The organism is Magnetococcales bacterium, assembly GCA_015228815.1.
GTDB lineage: Bacteria > Pseudomonadota > Magnetococcia > Magnetococcales > UBA8363 > UBA8363.
Window position 1 is genome coordinate 58,107 of the sequence record JADGCV010000008.1, and the last position, 21,032, is coordinate 79,138.

A 21,032-nucleotide genomic window follows, 5' to 3' on the forward strand; every position below is an offset into this window, starting at 1 on the left:
TCATCCTTTCAACAGGGTGGCCAGGAGCGGCAAAAGAATCAGAGACAGGAAAATGCCCCAGCCGACCATGGCGGCGGCAAGCTCCACCGCCAGACCCGAGGCCGCGGCAATGGCGCCGGCGGTGATCATGGGAGGCATGCCCGCCTCGAAAACGGCAATGATGGCGGGAGGGGAGGTCCATCCCAGGAGCAGACACATTCCCAGGGCCAGGGCGGGGGCCAGGACCATCTTGATTCCAAGTCCGGTCACGAGGGGCGCCAGGTAGACCCGGGAAAGGTGCGATTTCAGGCTGAATCCCACCGCCACCATGACGACCGGCACGAGGGTGTCGGCAAGACGTTGCAACACCGGCATGATTTCCGGACTCTTCAAAAATCGCCCCGCGACAAGCGCCGTCATCAGGGCGGCAAAGGAGGGAAAGGTCAGAATGCGACGCAGGATCGCCGTTGGCGGGAGTCGCGGTCCCCCAGTCTCCTGGTACCAGGTGGCCACGATCGCCCCATAGGTCGAAAGGGCGAGAAATGATCCGGTCTGATCGTATAAAATACCATAGGGCACCTGATCCGGTCCGAACATCGCCTCGATCATCGGAATTCCCAAAAACGAGGTGTTGCCCAAAGGAACCGTCAACATCAGGCAACCGGTGACCTCCCGCGACCATTTCAGTCTCCGGGACACGACAACGACCAGAATTGCCGAAAGGAGGAGCATGAGCCATGGAATGAGGACCGGTATCATGAGATCGGTCGAAAATTCAAGACGTGGAATCTGGATCAGAATCAATGCCGGCAACGAAACATGGAGGACATATTGATTGAGCGCCTGCGGGGTTTCCCTGGGAAAAACGGAAAGCCGGCGAAGGGCCATTCCCAGGAACAACAGGATCATGATGAAGACAAGGTTGTTCATTGGCCGATTTTTCGATCCGGGGAAAGCGATGGCGGTGGACAGGAACAAGCCAGGGCAACGAGGATTGAAGAAATCAGCAAGAGATGGAAAACGGGTCCATCGGGTGTTGTTGGCGCGGGCATCATTTTCATTGATGGCATGGAAAGTGCGTATAACGGTTCGTTAATTCCAGTTGAAGAATCCTTGGAATTGATCGTGTCGCGAAGGACCGCCTGGTTTGGCGGACGGGTTCAAGATTGCGTCGGGAGTCATGGCGATGGCATTCCTTGGGTGTTGGAAATTTGACGGAATCGAGGGAAAGTTCGTTCGAACCGCCTTTGCATCTTTCATGGACGGGAACGGTCGCAAATGAAAAAAGGTCTCATTCTCGCCGGACGTTATGCACTCCAGCAGGAACTTGGTCAGGGTCTTTTCGGGGATGCCTATCTGGCCCATGACGAGAGTACCGGACTGACGGTCACCGTCAAGACGCTCGCCGAGCGGGTGCGCCGGGACGATCGCATTCTGGCCGACATAAAACGCAATTTTCAGTTGTTGCAAAATCTGGATCATCCGCACATCGTCAAGATGCACGCCCTGGAGTTCGATGCCCTGACGCAGGAACATTTTCTGGTGCGGGAGTATGTTTCGGGGATGACGTTGACGGAACATCGGATACGCAACGGGGGTGGCCGGTTGCCTTTGGCGGAAGCATTGGAACTATGCCGGCAGATTGCCTTGGCCCTGGATCATGCCCACCGTTCGTTGCTGCATCGTGATCTGAAGCCGGACAACATCCTGATCACTCCGGCGGGGGAAGTCAAGCTGATCAATTTTTGTCTGATTCCGGAACCTCTGGCCAAGGAGATTCGTTTCGAGAACATGGTCCGGGATCTGGAATCGGCCAGCCGGATGCATGGCTACATGGCCCCGGAACAGTTTTTTGGTTTTCCGCCGCCGGGACCGGCGGCGGATCGGTATGCCCTGGCGGCCATCTTCCATGAATTGATTTCAGGCCGTTCCCCCTTCGATCAACCGGAACCGCAGGCGTTGATGCATGCTGTCTGCAACATGGCGCCGCCGCTGTTGAAGGAAGTTGGGAAACGGAGGAACCGCCTGGTCCAACTGGCGATGTCCAAGGATCCTGGAAAAAGGTTTCCTTCCGCCATTTCGTTCATCGAGTCCCTTGAGGCGTCACCGCTGGCTCTGATGGGTCACTATGCCGGACCTTTGCTGGTGGCCCTTTTGGTGGTCGTGGTGACGGCTGGTTTGGGGTGGTACTACCGCGGACATGTCGGCGTGGACGGGTTGATGACGGCCATGCCTGGTATTTCGGCGGAGGTGACGGCGCCATCATCCCGGAGTGATTCGCTCCGGAGTGTCGCCCCTCGGGAGGATGGCGAGGCGGTCGCGACGGTCGAACAGGGACAGACGGTCATGCTGCGGGTCGAGAGCCGACCGGGTGGGGCCCGGGTGACCCTGGATGGCAAACAGTTGGGGACGACTCCCTTGACGGTCGGTCAGGTGATTCGCGGGCGGTATGCCTTGAGGTTGGAAAAGCAGGGGTATAACGACGTTGTGGTGGATATGGAACTGGCCGAGGATACGGTCGTGGATTTGAGTCTGGATGAAATTTTGCCGGAAGAAACGGTTGCGGCGGCTCGGGGGGGCAAGGCCGCCAAGGAAGGGGTGTCGGGAAAGGATTCCACCACGGGGGATGGGGTGCGGGATCAGGTGGCGCTTCCGCTCCGACCGGCCCAGGAATCGGCGGCAATGGAACTGGCCGGGAATGGGGCGGCTTTGTCGGAGAAAGGGGGTTCCGGGGCGGGGGCTGGCGTGAAGGAACCGACGGCGGTGGAAGATTCGCCGGTGGATCGCTCCGGCCTGTCGCGGGAACAGGGTGTTTCGACGGACGGATCGACCGTGGCCGAGGGGTCGGATGGAGGTGTTTCCGGGGCGATGAAGGTTGACTCCAGGCCGGAATCCGCGGCGGTTGGGAAAAACGGTATCGATTCGGGTGAATCTCCGGCCAGGGTGGGTGAAGGCGATCCCGAGGGGGTGAATGATCGGGAGGCGGAACGGGTGGTTTTGCCTGGGATTCCGGAGACCACCGCCACCGAGGCCATTCATGCGGCAATCTGGGGAACGGAGGTGGTTCGAGTGGCCGGTGTCGATGGCCCGGTCTCCATTCCCGAGCCTCCTCCCTTGGCGCGGCGATCCGGGAGTTCCGCCGTGGAGCCGTCGATGGCGGATGATCGGGGTTCATCGAGCGAGCCATTTCTGGAGGGCGATTCGCGGGTGAGGGGGCAAGGTGAACCTGGGCCTGTTCCGGCGCCGAAGCGTGTCCTCGCGGCGGGGGCCGATGGCCAGCCTTTGGCGGCGGCGGGAAAAGTGGCGGATGGTGATGGTGGGGTCAGCCGCATGGAGGGGGTATCCCTGGCCGAGGCCATGGGGGAGGGGATTCCTTTCCGGGACGGCAAGGGGGATGAAATGTTGCCGTCGCGGGGGGCGGTGCCGTCGAAGATTGGCGGGGATGGGGATTCCCAGGCGGCGGTTTTGCCCGACGATCCCCGCATCCTCGGATGGCTCAAGGAGGCGGCGCGTCATTTTCGCGCCATGCGTCTGACCTTTCCCCAAGGTGAGAATGCCTTGGAGCGGTATGACGCCGTTTTGGCCCTTGTTCCCGATCACAAGGCGGCCCTGGAGGGAAAACAAAAGATTGCCGATCGCCTTTTGTCTCTGGCCGAGGAGGATATCGAGGAGGATCGTCTTTCGCAACCCGAGGGGAGGAATGCCCTGTCACGGATCGCGGTGGCGCGCCGGATCGATCCGGAAAACGCGAAATCTCTCCTTCTGTTGAAGGCGGTTGGCGAAAAATATGTCGCCCTGGCCCGGCAGGCGGCCAGAAGGAGCGATCGACCGATCGTGGAAGCCCGGCTGGCCCAGGCGGCCGAGCTGGCTCCCGAAAGCACCCTGGTGGCCGAGGCCTACCGTGATCTGCTGCAACGGGAATGGGTTCCCCAGCCTGGGCCGGCGCTGGCCGGTTCCGCGAACCCATCCGCCACGGGTGTGAATACAGAACACGATCCTGTTCCGGCAACCACGGAAAAACCTGTCGCGATTGCGGCCATTCCTCTTTCGCCGGCTCCGGGTTCCACGGGCCAACCCCCTTCGGCGGCGAAGGCAACATGGCAGGATCCGGTGACCGGCATGGAATTCATCGAAATTTCCGATGGATGTTTCAATATGGGGAACGAGGATGGCGATGCGGATGAATCACCGGTCCACAAGGTATGTCTTGACCGTTACCGGATCTCCAGACTGGAGGTGACCCAGGGGGTATGGAAAAAGGTGATGGGGGCCAACAACAACCCCTCCAGGTTCAGCCAGGACGATCAACTTCCCGTCGATTCGGTCTCCTGGCTCATGGCGATGGAGTTCATTCAGCGCCTGAACGAAAAATCCTCGGTGATGTTTCGTTTGCCGACCGAGGCGGAATGGGAAAATGCCTGTCGGGCCGGAGGGACGGATCCTTATCAGTTCGGTTCCGTCATCCGGACCACCCAGGCCAACTTCAATGGTTCCCAACCGCTTCCCGGAGAGGAAACCGGTTCTTTCCGCAGGACCACGACCCTGGTCGGTTCCTTTCCTTCCAACCGTTTCGGGCTTCATGACATGCACGGCAATGTCTATGAATGGGTCGAGGATTGGTATGTGAAGGACTATTACCAGAAATCACCCCAACGCAATCCTCTGGCGAGCGATGACAGTTCGTCGCTTCATGTCCTTCGTGGTGGGGCGTGGCACAGCAATTCGGGTAATCTGCGTTGTGGTTACCGTTATCGCGGGCGCCCTGATTTCAATAATTTTGGCAACGGCTTCCGGCTGGCAAGTTCCGTGACCGGTGGCGGGTGAGATGGACCCCTTCGCAAGGACAATTTTTCGTGAAAATGAAACGGGTTGAGACGAGAATGGGGAACAATCCAACCACGAGAAGGAAGACCCCCTCCATGACCCTGGCTGAAGAAATTTACCAACGCGCCCAACATTTGCCCGAGGACAAGGTTGTAGAGGTTCTTGATTTCATTGGATACATTGAAATGATGTTGGAGCGGCGACAACGGGCTGGTCAACCATCCACTCCGATTCCGGAAAAGTTGGCAACTTTTGTCACCGCCACCATTCCGATCATCGAAGATGAAGCCCCCACTGACGATTGGCCGGAACCCATCCATGGAGTTCATTGGGACGATCACATTTCCTTGCGGCGGGAAGACATGTATGGTGATGATGGGCGATAATCTTCTGTTTCTGGACACGAATATTTTGGTTTATGCTGGTGTGGCCGAGTCCCCGTATCACGGAATATGTGTCCATTTTCTCAAGGAGCAGCGTCGTTCCGGTGTCACATTAGTGGCCAGTCGCCAAGTCATGCGGGAGTTCATGGCGACACTTTCCCGTCCACAATGGGCTTTCCCTGTCGTTCAGAGGGAAAAAATTGTGCGTATGGTTGTTGCGTTCCAGAGACGCATGGCGGTTTGTGACGACCACACCCTGGTCGGTACCCATTTGTTGCGACTCTTCGCGGAAATACCCGTGGGCGGCAAACAGGTACATGATGCCAACTCGTCGCCACCATGCTGGCCCATGGTATTCCCACCCTGGCCACCTACAATCTGGCCGATTTTCGCCGTTTCGAGCCTTTCATCCGCCTGATCACGCCGGGAACATCGTCATGAGTCTCACCATCGGCAATCCGTGGGGCATCCGGTGTTGATCCGGGAGAGTGTGTGACATGGTTGACGTGCGGATAATAATTCGATATTAATGGAATTGTCAAAATATGGATCTGATCAAGGCTTCTCGTTTGCTTGGGGCATTGGGTCATGAATCGCGTCTGGCCATTTTTCGTCTGTTGGTGGAGGCGGGACAGGAAGGGGTGATTGCCAGTGCCATTGGGGAACGGCTGGGGATGGCGCCTGCGACCTTGTCGTTTCACCTGGCCCATTTGAGCCGGTCGGGTCTGATCGAGGGGCGGCGCGAGGGGCGTTTCATCCATTATTCGGCCCGATTTCCGGTGATGGAGGCGTTGATTGCCTTCCTGACCCACAACTGTTGCCAGGGAAAGGAATGCCTGTCGCGTCCCTTTGGCGGTGGTTGGCGAATGAAGGATCCATCCAACGTGGAGGAGGAGCGGTGAACGATAACGGAAAGACGGTATTGGTGCTGTGTACCGGCAACTCATGCCGGTCGCAGATGGCCGAGGTGATTGTGAACCGGGAATTGACGGGAAAGGTTCGGGCGTTGTCGGCGGGGACGAGACCTCAGCCCAGGGTGGCGGAAGGGGCCTTGTCGGCACTTGCCCTGGCGGGATATCCGACGGAAGGTCTTTTTCCGAAGGATGTCACGGCCATTTTGCACGAGCGGATCGATCTTGTTGTCACCGTTTGCGACAATGCCCGCGAGACCTGTCCTGTGTTTCCCCGTCCGATACCGCATCTTCATCTTCCGTTCCACGATCCGCATGGGGAGGGGCTCGACAGTTTCATCAGGGTGCGGGACGATATTCGTACCCGGTTGGTCCCGGAGATTTGGGCGGCGTTCGGGCTTTGATTGGAGACCGGAATGGAAAACAATGGGGTGGGAACGGGTGTTCATCGGCGGGAAGATCGGTTTGCCATGGGTTTTTTCGAACGTACCTTGACATTCTGGGTCTTGGGGTGCATCGGTCTGGGAATTGCCTGTGGACGGATGGCGCCTGGTGTTTTCCAGGCCATTGGTGGGATGGAGGTGGCCAGGGTCAATCTTCCGGTCGGATTTTTGATCTGGGTGATGATCATTCCGATGCTGGTCAAGGTTGATCCGGGGGCGTTGCATGAAATCCGGCGGCATGTGCGCGGCATTGGGGTGACGCTCTTGATCAATTGGTTGGTGAAGCCATTTTCGATGGCTTTTTTCGCCTGGCTGTTCGTGCGCCATCTTTTTGCCCCGTTGTTGCCGGTGGCGCAATGGGACAGTTATGTCGCGGGGTTGATTTTGTTGGCGGCGGCTCCGTGTACGGCCATGGTATTTGTCTGGAGCCGTCTTTGCGGTGGCAATCCTTTGTATACCCTGACCCAGGTCGCCCTCAACGATCTGATCATGGTTTTTGCCTTTGCGCCCCTTGTGGCGTTGCTTCTGGGGATTTCCTCGATTACGGTTCCCTGGGACACCTTGTTGCTTTCGGTCGGGCTCTACATTGTCATTCCCGTACTATTGGCGCAACTTTGGCGTCGGAGTTTGATGGCACGGGGGCCGGAGGGCTTCGAGGCGGCGGTGAAACGGACCGGGCCATGGTCGATCGCGGCGCTTCTGGGGACGTTGGTCTTGTTGTTCGCCTTTCAGGGGGAGGCCATTCTTCGGCAACCCCTGATCATCGCCTTGTTGGCGGTTCCCATTCTCCTTCAGGTCTTCATGAATTCGGCCTTGGCGTATGGCTTGAACCGGATGGCTGCGGTGCCCCATGACATTGCCGGTCCATCCGCATTGATCGGCGCTTCCAATTTTTTTGAACTGGCGGTCGCAACCGCCATCAGCCTCTATGGATTTGAATCGGGGGCGGCGCTGGCGACGGTGGTGGGGGTCTTGATCGAGGTTCCGGCCATGTTGCTGGTGGTGCGGATCGTGAATGGTTCCAAGGAATGGTACCAGCGCGGCTGAGTATTTTGCCGCAACGATGATGAAGATTTTTTTCCAATCCCCATGGGATGTTCCGTACAATGGGGACGGGGACAGGCCGGGTCGAAGCGATAAAAGTCAACCTCATGTGCGGAGTACGAATGCAAATAAGTGGAAAACGGGAGCGGATCGGGCTATCATGGCCCATTGTGGATGTGTCTTCTTTCTGATGATCGGATGGTGGGCGTGCGTTTGGCGAAGATCCTTCTTGTTTTGGCGGCAACGATGGCACTTGGATCCTTCATGTTCGATTCCGGGGGAACCGATCCCTTTTCCTCCGCTCTGTATACCCTGGTATTCGTGGTCCTGGCGGGACTGGTGTTGTTTTTTCTCCGTGGTTTCCTGATGAATGGAGAAGAGACCGGAGGAGGGGCGGAAGGGGACTCGGTCATTTCCGGGACGCGGGAGGCCTTTCGTACCCTTCGGGTGATTCACCACGAAGCGACCTGGGGGGTGGTTGCCCGTGGCCGTTGCCTGGGCATGTTCAAGAATGCCCCGATTCATGAATGGATCCGCACCTCCGACCAACGCGAGGCCGACTACTCCGGGGTTTCCAACGCCCCCCTGCCGGAGGAATGCACCTGCATTGAAATCCCCGAACGTTCCGAACTGATCGTCCCCCCCGGTTTGATTTATACCATCCGTTCATGACCTCCAAGGATACGAGCCTGACGCCGATGGTCGCCCAATATTGGGAGATCAAGGCGAAGCATCCCGATGCGTTGCTGTTTTATCGCATGGGTGATTTTTATGAATTGTTTTTCGAGGATGCGAAGATTGCGGCGGCGGTATTGGACATCGCCCTGACGACCCGTGGCAAGTCGGCGGGAGAAGAGATTCCCATGGCGGGAATCCCGTGGCGCAATCTGGACCAGTATCTGAAAATTGCCGTCGAGGCAGGACACAAGGTGGCCATCTGCGAACAGATGGAACCCCCGAGTGGCAAGGGACCGGTACGGCGGGATGTGATGCGGGTGGTGACCCGCGGCACGTTGACCGAAGAGAACATGTTGGATCCGGGGTCCAACAATCATTTGGTGTCGGTGGTGGCGGCCAGGGGGAAGGAGGAAGGGCCGGCCCTGGGGGTGCTTGATCTGTCCACGGGGGAATTCCGGGTTGCCTTGGCCGAATCGTGGGATCATGCGGCGGGATTGTTGTCGGCATGGCGACCGGTGGAGATTCTGGTTGCCGAGGGGTGGCAACCGCCGGTGGTCATGGATTCCTGGAAGGAGCGGCTGACGCGGCGTCCGGCATGGGAGTTCGATTTTCGCCAGGCGCGCGGGGTGTTGCTCGATCATTTCCAGGTGGCGAGTCTTGAAGGCTTCGGGCTGGAACACGCCGTGACGGGGCAGGCGGCGGCGGCGGCCTTGATCGGATATTGCCGGGAATCGCAGCGGGCCGCCTTGAACCACATCAACGCCCTGTCGGTCCTGGTGCCGGGGCAGGGGATGGTTCTGGACGACACCTGCCGCCGCAACCTGGAAATCAATGCCAGCCTGCGTGATGGCAAGCGTCGGGGCAGTCTTCTCGGGGTCCTGGATGAGACGGTCACTGCCATGGGCAGTCGTCTCATGGGGCAGTGGTTGAACGATCCGTTGCAGGATGTCGTGGCCATCGGACGACGTCAGGATGGGGTGGCCTGGCTGGTGGCCCAGGGGGTGAAACGGGAAGGGTTGCGGCAGAATCTGCGATCGGTGCGTGATCTGGAGCGGGTATTGGGACGGATCGTGATGCGCCGTGCCACGCCCAAGGATTTGGCGGCCTTGCGCGATACCCTGGCGGTTCTGCCGCGTTTGTTGGCTTTTTTTTCCGATGCCGTGGGAGAAGCGCTTCCGGACATCTTGCGCAAGGTTCGTCTGGGACTTGAAGGATATGAGGGGCTGTTGGCGCTTCTGGAGAAGGCCCTGGCCGATGCGTTGCCGGCGGCGCTCAAGGATGGGGCGGTATTTCGTCCGGGGTTCCATCCGGAACTCGACCGTTTGCGCGACCTGTCCGGAGGGGGGCGGGAGGGTCTCATGCGCCTTGAGGCGGAGGAGCGGGAAAAGACGGGAATTTCCAGCCTGAAGATCAAGTTTCACCGGACCTTCGGCTACACCATCGACATCACCCATACCCACAAGGACAAGGTTCCTTATCATTATCAGCCGCGGCAGACGATGACCGGGTCGATGCGTTATACCACCCCGGAGTTGAAGGAGTTCGAGGCGCAGATTCTCGATGCCGAGGAGCGGTTGTCGCAGTTGGAGTCCGAGCTTTTCGAGGGTCTTTCAGGGGAGGTGACCAACCATGCCGGCCATTTGCAGCGCAGCGCCCGGCAACTGGCGATCCTCGATGTCCTGGTCTCTTTCGCCGACACGGCCTATCGGCGGGGCTATTGCCGTCCCGAGGTGAATGCGGGCGATGAAATCCGCATCATTCAGGGGCGCCATCCGGTGGTGGAGGTGTTTACCGAGGGTGATTTTGTCGCCAATGATGCCCTTTTGGACCGGGAAGGCAACCGCATCGGTCTGATCACCGGACCCAACATGTCGGGCAAATCCACCTTCATGCGTCAGGTGGCGCTGATGGTCCTGATGGCCCATACCGGATCCTTCATCCCTGCAAAATCGGCGGTGATCGGTTTGACCGATCGTATGTTTACCCGGGTCGGGGCGGCGGATGACCTGGCGGGAGGGCGTTCCACCTTCATGGTGGAGATGACCGAGACCGCCTACATTTTGCACCATGCCACGCCGCGTTCTCTGGTGATTCTCGACGAGATCGGTCGCGGCACCGCCACCTTCGAAGGACTTTCCATCGCCTGGGCGGTGGTGGAATTTCTCCATCTGAGTGGCCGGGGCCGCACCCTGTTCGCCACCCACTATCATGAACTGACCGCTCTGGAGAAAATGTTTCCCGGCATTGTCAACCATACGGTGGAGGTTCGCGAGGTGGAGGGGCGACCCCTGTTTTTGCATGCCATCATTCCGGGGGCGGCGGATCAATCCTACGGCATCCACATTGCCGAACTTGCCGGTTTGCCGCCCCTGGTTACCGAACGGGCGTGGGAGGTGTTGGCCGATTTGCAGCAGAGGGAACGGGGCGTCGTCCGTTCCCCGATCAAACCTCCGCCCCGGCGCCGCAAGTCGGTCGATCCCGCCCAGATGAGTCTTTTCCCCGATTTCCACAACGCCGCCCTCATGGATTTTTTGAACGCCCTCGAACCCGACAAGATGTCCCCCCGCGAGGCTTTGGAGGCGATCTATCGCCTCAAGGGATTGCTTGATCTAAAAAAATAAATTATTAAAAGAAAAAAGGGGTCTGGGGGATTGCCCCCAGGGTTTTGATTTTTGTTTTTTCATACTTCCAGTCCGGCATGGATACGGAGCGTGGAACGACATGAATGAGTGAAAGAAGAAAAACATGGCAATAACCTGGCTCCATTTATCCGATGTGCATTTTACCAATAATAAAGAGTACGATCAGGAGGTCATTCTGACCGCTCTGATTGATTCCATGCAATGGTTTCGTGAGCAGCATTCATTGCGTCCGGATTTAATTTTTCTTACTGGGGATTTGGCTTATTCTGGAGAAAGAAGCCAGTATGAATCCGCTGAAAAATTTCTGGATGCTTTGATCGTCGCTACAGGGATAGACAAAGGTCGTCTTTTCATCGTGCCAGGCAATCATGACGCGGACCGGAAAAAAGCAAGAGGATTGGCGCGCACTCTTGTCGATGACAATGATGCGAACCAGTATTTCTCTCCGGATGGTTTATTGCATCATATTTCCGATAAACAACGGGCTTTCGCTGATTGGTACAACGGCTATTTTGGCAAAAAGTTTCCGGAGGATTCCAGTTGTGGACCTGTGGAAATGATCGAGATTGACGGCTGCAAAATTGCCATTCTCCCTTTGAATAGCGCCCTTTTCAGCCAAGATGATCGTGACCAAGGAAAACTCTGGTTGGGACGTCGTGCCCTGGATCGGGAAATTGACAAGCTGAGGCCGTTGAATGCGGATTTGAAAATTGCCCTCATCCATCATCCTTTCGATTGGCTGAACGATCACGAGAAGGCGAATATCAAAACGAAACTGGCGGATGCGGTGGACATCGTTTTGCGCGGGCACCTTCACGAAAACGACATCGAGAACACGATTGGGAGCGGTGGTTCTCTTTTCCACATGGCGGCTGGAGCTGGGTATCAAACGTCTAAATATCCCAACAGGGCGCTTTTCGCCACAGTGGAAGCCGGTCGGATCACCGTTTTTCCCATCCATTACGTCGATAAGCCGAAAGAGTCCTGGGTCCATGATACAGGCTTTTTTGCGCGGCAGCCTGGGTACGTACAAAGTTTTTCCCTGCCAAAGGTGAAAGGAGGATGTGCCGTTGTTTCTCCTTCCACAGGGGCAAAGGATAACCAATCCCTGGAAAAGGTGAGAGGAGGATGTGCCGTTGTTTCTCCTTCCACAGGAGTAAAGGATGTCCAACAGAATCCAGATATATTTTTGAAATCAGGCACCTTACCGGAGTGGGCAGAAGCATTGGGTTTGGACCGTCATGGGTTTTGGGCGACCTTTTCGCTGGCAGGTGTCAAACAGAAAATGCGCTGGATCCCACCCGGACGGTTCTGGATGGGTTCGCCCGAGGATGAGCCGGGACGTTTTGAGTACGAAGGTCCACGGCATGAGGTAACTATTGAAAAAGGGTACTGGCTGTTCGATACTCCCTGCACGCAAGCGCTTTGGCAGGCGGTGATGGACGACAACCCGAGTGAATTCCAAACCCCCGACCGACCGGTGGAAGGGGTAAGTTGGGACAATGTTCAGGAGTTTTTGCAACGGATCAATAACCGCCTGCCCGGCCTCGATTTGGTTCTGCCGTCGGAGTCGCAATGGGAGTACGCCTGCCGTGCCGGTACCGATACGGCTCTTTACACCGGTGACATTGAAATCCTTGGAGATAATAACGCCCCGGTTCTTAGTCCCATCGCCTGGTATGGCGGCAACAGTGGCGTCGATTTTGAGTTGGACAAAGGGGTAGACAGCAAGGGCTGGCCGGAGAAGCAGTATCCACATGAGAAGGCCGGGACCCACCCGGTGGGTCGTAAGGCGCCCAATTCATGGGGGTTGTATGATATGCTGGGAAATGTGTGGGAATGGTGCGCGGATTACTGGCACAATAGCTATGAAGGCGCCCCTGTTGATGGAGCACCCTGGCTTGATGAAGGTGAAGCCGGCGGCTCCCGTGTCTTCCGTGGCGGGTCCTGGTCCGGCTCTGCGCGTCTCGTGCGTTCGGCGTGCCGCCTCAGGCGCCTTTTCGCCGCCCGCCACGTCTATCTGGGCTTTCGCTGTGCCCGAGCTCACGACCGGATGGATTTCCGGGTATGAACAGACCTTTTGTCCAGGGCGTTCCCCATGGTTCGCCAAAACTCATTGCCGGCGGTGTGCTGGTAGCCTTGGCGGAGTCCGGGCAAAGGCGCATCGCCCGGTTTTTTTTATCTTGAAGGCTCCGGCATGTCCCTGACCTCCGCGATCGATACCTCCTGGCATCCCCTGGTCAACGGCTGTCCACCCCCCTGGGCCAGTGGCTGGGGTGAGGACCAGTGGGGCGTTTTTGTTGAAATCTCCATCGGTGAGGTCCATCAGCGCCTGCGCTGGATCCCACCCGGACGGTTCTGGATGGGTTCGCCCGAGGATGAGCCGGGACGCTATAAATACGAAGGCCCACGCCATGAGGTAACTATTGAAAAAGGATACTGGCTGTTCGACACCCCCTGCACGCAAGCGCTCTGGCAGGCGGTGATGGACGGCAACCCGAGTCGTTTCAAAACTCCTGACCGACCGGTGGAAGAGGTAAGCTGGGACGATGTTCAGGAGTTTTTGCAACGGATCAATAACCGCCTGACCGGCCTCGATCTGGTTCTGCCGTCGGAGGCGCAATGGGAGTACGCCTGCCGTGCCGATACCACCACGGCTCTTTATACCGGAGACATTGGAATTATTGGTAAAAATAACGCCCCGGTCCTTGATTCCATTGCTTGGTATGGCGGCAACAGCGGCGTCGATTTCAAGCTGGATAAGGGGGCAGACAGCAAGGGCTGGTCGGAGAAGCAGTATCCGCATGAGAAGGCCGGAACCCATCCGGTGGGCCGCAAGGCGCCTAATCCATGGGGGTTGTATGATATGTTGGGAAATGTGTGGGAATGGTGCGCGGATCACTGGCATAATCGCTATGAAGGCGCTCCTGTCGATGGAGCACCCTGGCTTGATGAGGGTGAAGCCGGCGGCGACCGTGTCATTCGCAGCGGGTCCTGGCTCGACGGAGCGCGCATCGTGCGTTCGGCGTACCGCTACGGGAACTTCTCCGGCAACCGCGGCGACTCTCTGGGCTTTCGCTGTGCCCGAGTTCATCCGTGAGCCAGGCAGGCAAGCAGGCAGGAGCGGAGCAGCCCATGTCCGGCGTTGCCCCGGCAAGCGGAGCGCCGGGGTGCGCCGGACATGGACTGCGGAGCGGTCAACGCGGGAAGGACCTTGAAAACTTGGCGCAACTGGAACGTCGGGAGTCGGCATGACCACGGATCACGATGGTCTCTACCATCAACTCTACTCCCACCCGCGGATGATGTCGGACCTGGTCAGGCAGTTCGTCAATGAACCCTGGGTGACCGATTTGGATCTGGAACACATGGAGCAGGTCAAATCCAAATTTCACGTTCCGGGACTGCCCAAGAGGGAAAGTGATGTCATCTGGCGTATTCCCCTCCGGTCCGGATCCGACGTCTACCTCCTGGTGCTGCTGGAATTCCAGTCCGAGCCGGATCGATGGATGGTTCTGCGAGTGATGGTGTACATGTGTTTGCTATGGCTCCAGTTGTTGCACGAAAAAAAGATCCCGACCGGGGGACCGTTGCCGCCGCTCTTTCCGGTGGTTTTGCATAATGGCGACAGGCCATGGCTGACACCGGTACGGCTGAGCGATCTGATTGGCTTGCCGCAAGGGTCACCGTTATGGTCCTACCAACCGGACGGGAAGTTTTTGCTGATCGACGAAGGCCGCTATCCGAAACAGGACCTTGAGAACCGTGACTCCCTGTCCGCCCTGGTATTCATGGTCGAGCAATGCACCAATCTCGAGGACCTGCCGGACCTGGCCAAGGCGATCATCCGTTGGCTGGAGCGGCATCCGGAATGTGTCGAACTGCGGCAGGTATTGGCCGCCATGCTTTTGAACGCAATGAATTCGCTGAGTGAGGCGCAGAAACTGCCCGTGAATGATAGGATCGATCTATTGGAGGTACCGACCATGTTGCAGACCCGAATGGAGGCATGGAAAGAAGCATGGAAAAACCAGAAACTGCAGGAATGGCAAATGGAATGGCGACGGGAAGACGCCGCTTCCATGCTGCTTAAACAGATGGAATGGCGACAGGAAGAAGCCGCTTCCATGCTGCTCAAACAGATGCGCCGCAAGTTTGGTCAGACCCCGGACTGGGCGACCGAGAAGGTGAAGGCAGCGCATCTGGAATTGATCGAGACATGGGGTGAGAACGTCCTGTTTGCGAATTCCGTGGACGAGGTATTTTCATCCTGACCTGGGCCTGCTGGATCGGACAAGGGTGCCGTGATGTCCGTGCTGGTTCAGCGTGAATTCGACAAACGGCCATCCCGGGGAAGCCAAACCGCAACCATCCTGGTACTGCGGAAATGACGAAAACTTTTCCGGGGCGTTGCCCCGGACCCCACCAGGGGGATGATCCCCCTGGACCCGCAATGGTTTTTTGGAATTCCTCCATGAATGATGAGCCTGCAACCGACAACAAGATTCCCTTGCTGCTGTTGGGAACCAACAGCCGGTTTAACAAACGTCTCGCCCCCTGGTGGCCCCGCTGGGGGTATCAGGCGATGATGATCGATGACGGGGAAAAGGCCCGTTCGTTCTTGAAAACTTTTTCGTTGGAACTGGTCCTGATCGATCTGGTCTGGTCGCGCCGCGATGGCCATGCCACCCTGGGAATGCTCAAGGAATTCACCGGTTCGGCAACCACATCGGTCCTGGGATTGATCAACCATAATGAAACCTCCGAGGAAATCCGTGAGGCGGTCGAAGCGGGGGTTGACGATTTTTTTGTCATGGCGGGCAATCTGGCCCTGCTGGAAAACCGGATTCATATATTGCTCGAAGCGGCACGGGGAAAGCGGATGATCGTCGCCCAGGAGGAACGGCTTAACGCCATCCTGCAACGGGCCGCCGACGGCATCCTCACCACCGACGGCGATGGCACCATCCTTGCCGTCAACAGTGGCGCCTCCCGTATCTTCGGCTGGGAAGAATGGGAGATCGTCAACGAAAAGGCGGATCGCTTGATCCCCGGAATATTGAAATACCTTTTTCCCATCGGGGAAACGGTCGATGGCGATGCCATCGCCGGTTATGGCATCGAAGGGTTGGGGATCCATGCCGATGGGTCACGCCTGCCACTCCATTTCTCGGTCGCCCGGATCCGGGTCGATCGCGCCGTCCGCCATTCCATCATCATCCGTGATCTTTCCGCCCTCAAGGAGGTCGAAAACGAATACCGCAGACTGGCCAATGTCCTGGAATACAACCCCAGCATGGTCATGATCACCAATCCCCAGGGGATCATCGAATACGTCAATCTTAAGTTGATCGAGGTGACCGGGTACCCCATGGAAGAACTGGTGGGCCGGGATCAGAAAATCCTTAAATCGGGGGTGCAGGATCGCGAGTTCAACGAAACCCTGTGGAGTACCATCCATCAGGGACAGGTGTGGCGCGGCGAAATACAAAACCGCAAGCGCGATGGCAGCCTGTACTGGGCCTGGGTCAATATTTCACCGATCCGCGGTCCCGATGGCTCCATTCAACAGTTTGTCGCCACCTCGCGCGATATTTCCGCCGAAAAGGCCATGGCGGAACGAATGGCCCAGGCGCAGCGGGAACGCCAGGAGACCCAGGCGCAGATGGAAGCGATACTCAACAACATGTCGAGCATCGTCTTTCTCAAGGATTATCTGGGACGCTACCTGTTCATCAACCGCTCTTTCGAGATTTTTCTCGGTCTTTCGACCTCTGCCGTCCTGGGTCAACGGGCGCGCGATCTGTTTGGTCCCGAACTGGCCATCCCCATGGAAGAGGCCGATCGCGAGGTCCTCGACCGCAAATGTCCCGTGGAATCGGAAATTATCATCAGTGGCGCCGATGGCGAACGGGTGTTTTTCATGACCCGGTTTCCCCTGGCCATCGGCGACAATCCGACGACCGTCCTTTGCGGCATCGGTACCGACATCACCAAACGCAAACGGATGGAACGGGAACTCCAGGTGGCCAAGGAACAGGCCGAGGCGGCCAACCGCGCCAAGAGCGATTTTCTGGCCAACATGAGCCATGAGGTGCGGACACCCATGAACGGGGTGGTCGGAATGCTTGAATTGTTGGATCGCACCGAACTCGATCCCCATCAGCGCCATTACCTGGCCACCGCCATCAAATCGGCGGAACTGCAATTGGCGGTGATCAACGATATTCTCGACTTTTCCAAGATCGAGGCGGGAAGGCTCGAACTGGAAGAGTCGCCGTTCGATCTGGCCGAAACGGTGGAGGAAACCGCCGCCATGCTCGCCGACCGGGCCCACGCCAAGGGGCTGGAACTGGCGGTGTTCATCGATCCCGACCTTCCCGCCCGGCTGACGGGTGATTCCTTGCGCCTGCGTCAGGTGTTGGTCAACCTGATCGCCAATGCCATCAAGTTTACCGAAAAAGGGGAGGTGGTCGTCGAGGTTCGCCGCGAAAAGGTTGGCCGGGAGGAGATGACCGTCGGTTTTCGCATCAGTGACACCGGCATCGGCATGGACCCGGCGGTTCGGGAAAAAATATTCCAACCCTTTACCCAGGCCGACGGTTCCACCACCCGCAAATATGGCGGGACCGGCCTGGGACTGGTCATTTCCCGGCAACTCGTCGAGGCGATGGGTGGGCAAATCAAGGTCGAAAGCCAGCCGCAAGTCGGTTCCACCTTCCGTTTTTCGCTTCCGTTGGCCAAATGCGATCCGGGAGGCCAGGAAGTGATCGAAAGCCTTCGCGCCGCCCATGTTCTCATCGTCGATGACAACGAAACCAACCGTGGCATTTTGGAAAGCTATTTCAAATCCTGGGGGGTTCCTTTTCGCAGCGTCGATTCGGGGGAGAAGGCGTTGGCCCTGCTGCGGCGACAAAAAGATCCGGACAATCGCCGTGCCACGTTTCGGGTGGCGATTCTTGATTTTCACATGCCGGGAATGGATGGCCTGGAACTGGCGCGGACCATCCGCCACGACCCGGAAATCCCCCCGGTCCATCTGATGCTCTTCAGTTCCGGGATGCAACCGGGCCGGGAGGCGTTGCGGGCGGCGGGGATCGATCTGTGTCTCATGAAGCCCGCCGGAAAAACCAAGATTCTCGACGGCCTGGCCGGATTGATCCGTTCACGCCCCACTCCGGCGCGGGAGGGGGGGGGCGTGGATCCGGGGGAGGTCCGGTCGCCACGGTCACGGCTTCAGGGACGGATTCTGTTGGTCGAGGATACGGTCATCAATCAACAGGTGGCGCTGGGGATGCTCAGACACCTGGGTCTGACAGTCACCCTGGCAACCAACGGCGCCGAGGCGGTGGAACAGGTGTGGCGTCACCCGTTCGATCTGGTATTGATGGATGTCCAGATGCCGGTGATGGATGGCCTGGAGGCGGCCCGTGCGATTCGCGCCTGGGAGGCCCGCCACCCCAGCGGCAAAACCCTTCCCATCATCGCCATGACCGCCCATGCCCTGGAACAGGATCGTCGGACCTGTCTCGACGCGGGCATGGACGACCATCTGCCCAAACCGGTCCGTTGGGACATGTTGGAACGGATGCTCCTGCGCTGGATGGGCAACATCGTCTGGCCCACGGAGGGAAACAAGGATGAGGACAGGGAGGGGTTCCGGGAGTCGGAGACCGGAGGGATGAAGGAGGGCGAGGGCGGTGGAACCTCGGGACGGGAAAAGAATCCGCTGGGTGTGGTGCTGCCTTCAGCGACGGTGGTCGGCGTGGTGGATGCCTCCGTGGGGGCACGGGGGGGGGATGCGGGGATCGATTCCCGGGCGTTGGCGACGGTGGCGATGATCTTCAAGAACGATCCCGATGCGGTGGAACGGTTGATCCGGGAATACCTTGTTTCGGTTCCAAGGCACCTGGAGACGATGGCGGCTGGATTGTCCGGAGCGGATTTCGATCAGGCGTCGCGAGCTGCCCACAGTATGAAATCGCAATCGGGGTATGTGGGGGCGACGGCATTGGCCACCCTCGCCCGGGAGATGGAATCGTTGCGGCAGGATCCGGGGCGGGAAGATCGAAGCAGGGAAATCCTCGAACGGATGCGTGGTTCCTGGCCGGAGGTCCGGAACGCCCTGGAGGAATGGCTGCGCGGGTTTCAGGCGGACAATGCCAGGGTGGATCGAGGGGCAGGTCCGGTTTGAGATTCTGTTTGAACTGCGTGGTCCTGGAAAGATGACGCATTTTCAAATTCGGCCATCAGTGCATCGACACCATACCGTGGCGTTGTACTCCCGCCAATGGCTGATGCGGTCATGATGTTTTTGGGATGTGGTTCTCATGCCTCCATTGTTCAAGTGGCTGGAATCGCGGGCAATCATGCAACAACGCTGTTTCATCGGCGTTTTCCGCGCCGGGCGATCATGGCGAAGATCAGTTTGACTTCGTGGATGCCGAGGATTCGGCAGGTGACGAAAAAGAGAGACCCGGCAGTTACGATGGTGCCGGTCAGGAGAAGGGCACGCACGGTCAGGGAAACGTCCGGACTTTCCAGGTAAGGGAGCATGAAAACAAGGAGGGCCGCCATGAGCGTCGAGGCGGCGATCGTTTTGAAACCCGCAGTCCAGAAGCCGGGTAGCGGTTTGAAGCCGGTTTTCCGATGCAAATGGTGTAGCAGCAGTCCGGCGTTGATCAGGGCCGACAGGGTGGTGGCCAGGGCGAGTCCCGCATGTTTCAGGGGAAACATGAGGATCAGGTTGAAGACCATGTTGGAGAGCATGGCGATGATGGCGATGCGGACGGGAGTTTTGGTGTCCTTCAGGGCGTAAAAGGCGGGGGCGGTGACCTTGATGAGGGAGTAGAAGGTCAGTCCGAGCCCGTAACCCAGGAGCGCCTGGGCCGCCAGACGGGTGGTTTCGGGGGTGAATGCCCCCCGTTCGAAGAGCAGGGAGAGGAGGGGCTCGCGCAACACAACCAGGGCGACGGTGGCGGGAATGTTCAAAAGCAGAGTGAAGCGCAGACCGGCATCCAGTTGATGATGCAATCCTTCCATGTCTCCGGCGGCGGCCCGGGCCGACAGGGCGGGAAGAATGGCGGTCGCCATGGCGATGCCGACCAGCCCCAGCGGAAATTCGACCAGGCGGTCGGCATAATACAGATAGGAAATCGACCCCTCCGGCAGCCAGGAGGCGAGAAACAGGTCGAACAACAGGTTGATCTGGGCCACCGAAACCCCGAGGACCGAGGGGCCCATCAAGTGCAGGATGCGGCGGATGGCCGGATGACCGGGATCCCAGCGCCAGGAAAAACTCATGCCGATTTTTTTCAGGGCGGGCCATTGCAGGGCCAGTTGCGTGACTCCGCCGATGAACACTCCGATCGCCAGCCCCGTGGCAGGCTCATCAAGGTGGGGGGCAACGAAAAAAGCACAGCCGATGAGGGACAGATTCAACAGCATCGGCGTGGCGGCGGGGATGCCGAAGCGGTTGTGGCTGTTGAGAATTCCTCCGGCCAGGGCCACCAGGGCGATGAACAATATGTAGGGAAAGGTGATCCGCGTCAGATCGATGGTGAGTTGTATTTTCTCGGGGCTGTCGCCAAATCCGGGGGCGAGGAGAAAGATCAACCATGGCATGAACAGTTGACACACCACCACAAGAAGGGTCAGAACCACCAGCAGCATGGTGAAGACCGCCTGGACCGCCTTGTGGGTTTCCTCGCGGTCATCCCTGGCCAGATAGTCGGAGAAAACGGGGACGAATGCGGTGCTGAAGGCCCCCTCGGCAAACAGTCGTCTCAGGAAATTGGGCAGTTTCAAGGCGACGATGAAGGCATCCGCGCCCATGCCTGCCCCAAAGCCGCGGGCGATGACCACGTCGCGGGCAAATCCCAGAATGCGGGAAAACAGGGTGAAAAGGCTGACGATCCCCGCTGAACGCAACAGATTGCGCAGAGACGGGGACCCGTGCTGTTCGCGGGTTGCGGGGTTGGAAAACGACACGGTGGAATTATTCCTTTGACGTTGACCCGGTAAATTTGCCAAACTGCGATGTTTGTGAATCCGTTCGCGGTTGCCACCCCCAAGGAAACGCCGATCCGATCGGAAGGTACAGGTTCCTTGGTGGAATGAAGGGCCGCA

Annotated in this window: 15 protein-coding genes; 13 read left to right on the forward strand and 2 right to left on the reverse strand. The window is 58.3% G+C overall.

Annotation, left to right across the window (positions count from 1 at the left end; all coding sequences use genetic code 11):
* Positions 1–909: an AEC family transporter gene (locus tag HQL76_05075; protein ID MBF0108527.1), complete on the reverse strand. Its 909-nt coding sequence runs from the start codon at positions 907–909 to the stop codon at positions 1–3.
* A gap of 348 nt (positions 910–1,257) precedes the next feature.
* Between HQL76_05075 and HQL76_05080 the strand changes: the two genes are divergently transcribed.
* The 13 genes from HQL76_05080 (at position 1,258) to HQL76_05140 (ending at position 19,098) form a co-directional block, all read left to right on the forward strand.
* Positions 1,258–4,803: an SUMF1/EgtB/PvdO family nonheme iron enzyme gene (locus HQL76_05080; protein ID MBF0108528.1), complete on the forward strand. Its 3,546-nt coding sequence runs from the start codon at positions 1,258–1,260 to the stop codon at positions 4,801–4,803.
* Between the two features lie 95 nt (positions 4,804–4,898).
* Complete coding sequence (locus HQL76_05085) at positions 4,899–5,189, forward strand: hypothetical protein (protein MBF0108529.1); 291 nt, start codon at positions 4,899–4,901, stop codon at positions 5,187–5,189.
* Complete coding sequence (locus HQL76_05090; protein ID MBF0108530.1) at positions 5,170–5,604, forward strand: VapC toxin family PIN domain ribonuclease; 435 nt, start codon at positions 5,170–5,172, stop codon at positions 5,602–5,604. Before HQL76_05085 ends, HQL76_05090 begins: the two co-directional genes overlap by 20 nt.
* 127 nt (positions 5,605–5,731) lie before the next feature.
* Positions 5,732–6,088 (forward strand): helix-turn-helix transcriptional regulator, encoded by a 357-nt coding sequence (locus HQL76_05095; protein MBF0108531.1) that lies wholly within the window; start codon positions 5,732–5,734, stop codon positions 6,086–6,088.
* Complete coding sequence (locus HQL76_05100; protein MBF0108532.1) at positions 6,019–6,501, forward strand: arsenate reductase ArsC; 483 nt, start codon at positions 6,019–6,021, stop codon at positions 6,499–6,501. Before HQL76_05095 ends, HQL76_05100 begins: the two co-directional genes overlap by 70 nt.
* Before the next feature lie 12 nt (positions 6,502–6,513).
* Positions 6,514–7,587 carry an ACR3 family arsenite efflux transporter gene (gene arsB, locus HQL76_05105; protein ID MBF0108533.1) on the forward strand — a complete coding sequence of 358 codons (1,074 nt, stop codon included), beginning with the start codon at positions 6,514–6,516 and terminating at the stop codon, positions 7,585–7,587.
* A 204-nt stretch (positions 7,588–7,791) separates the two neighbouring features.
* Positions 7,792–8,256 (forward strand): hypothetical protein, encoded by a 465-nt coding sequence (locus HQL76_05110; protein MBF0108534.1) that lies wholly within the window; start codon positions 7,792–7,794, stop codon positions 8,254–8,256.
* On the forward strand, positions 8,253–10,883 hold the full coding sequence (gene mutS / locus HQL76_05115; GenBank protein MBF0108535.1) for a DNA mismatch repair protein MutS: 2,631 nt from the start codon (positions 8,253–8,255) through the stop codon (positions 10,881–10,883). The genes HQL76_05110 and mutS overlap by 4 nt, the downstream gene beginning before the upstream one ends.
* Before the next feature lie 124 nt (positions 10,884–11,007).
* Positions 11,008–12,975: an SUMF1/EgtB/PvdO family nonheme iron enzyme gene (locus HQL76_05120; protein ID MBF0108536.1), complete on the forward strand. Its 1,968-nt coding sequence runs from the start codon at positions 11,008–11,010 to the stop codon at positions 12,973–12,975.
* Between the two features lie 126 nt (positions 12,976–13,101).
* Positions 13,102–14,004: a formylglycine-generating enzyme family protein gene (locus HQL76_05125; GenBank protein MBF0108537.1), complete on the forward strand. Its 903-nt coding sequence runs from the start codon at positions 13,102–13,104 to the stop codon at positions 14,002–14,004.
* A complete protein-coding gene (locus HQL76_05130) occupies positions 14,001–14,159 on the forward strand; it encodes a hypothetical protein (protein MBF0108538.1) in 159 nt (52 codons plus the stop codon). The genes HQL76_05125 and HQL76_05130 overlap by 4 nt, the downstream gene beginning before the upstream one ends.
* Positions 14,156–15,178, forward strand: coding sequence for an Rpn family recombination-promoting nuclease/putative transposase (locus tag HQL76_05135; protein ID MBF0108539.1), 1,023 nt, complete (start codon positions 14,156–14,158; stop codon positions 15,176–15,178). The genes HQL76_05130 and HQL76_05135 overlap by 4 nt, the downstream gene beginning before the upstream one ends.
* A 200-nt stretch (positions 15,179–15,378) precedes the next feature.
* The gene (locus tag HQL76_05140; GenBank protein MBF0108540.1) at positions 15,379–19,098 is read left to right on the forward strand and encodes a response regulator; all 3,720 of its coding nucleotides are present in this window, start codon (positions 15,379–15,381) and stop codon (positions 19,096–19,098) included.
* Between the two features lie 191 nt (positions 19,099–19,289).
* Here HQL76_05140 and murJ read toward each other — a convergent pair whose 3' ends face one another.
* Entirely contained in the window at positions 19,290–20,894 is a 1,605-nt protein-coding gene (murJ, locus tag HQL76_05145) for a murein biosynthesis integral membrane protein MurJ (protein ID MBF0108541.1), read from the reverse strand.
* Positions 20,895–21,032 lie beyond the last annotated feature (138 nt).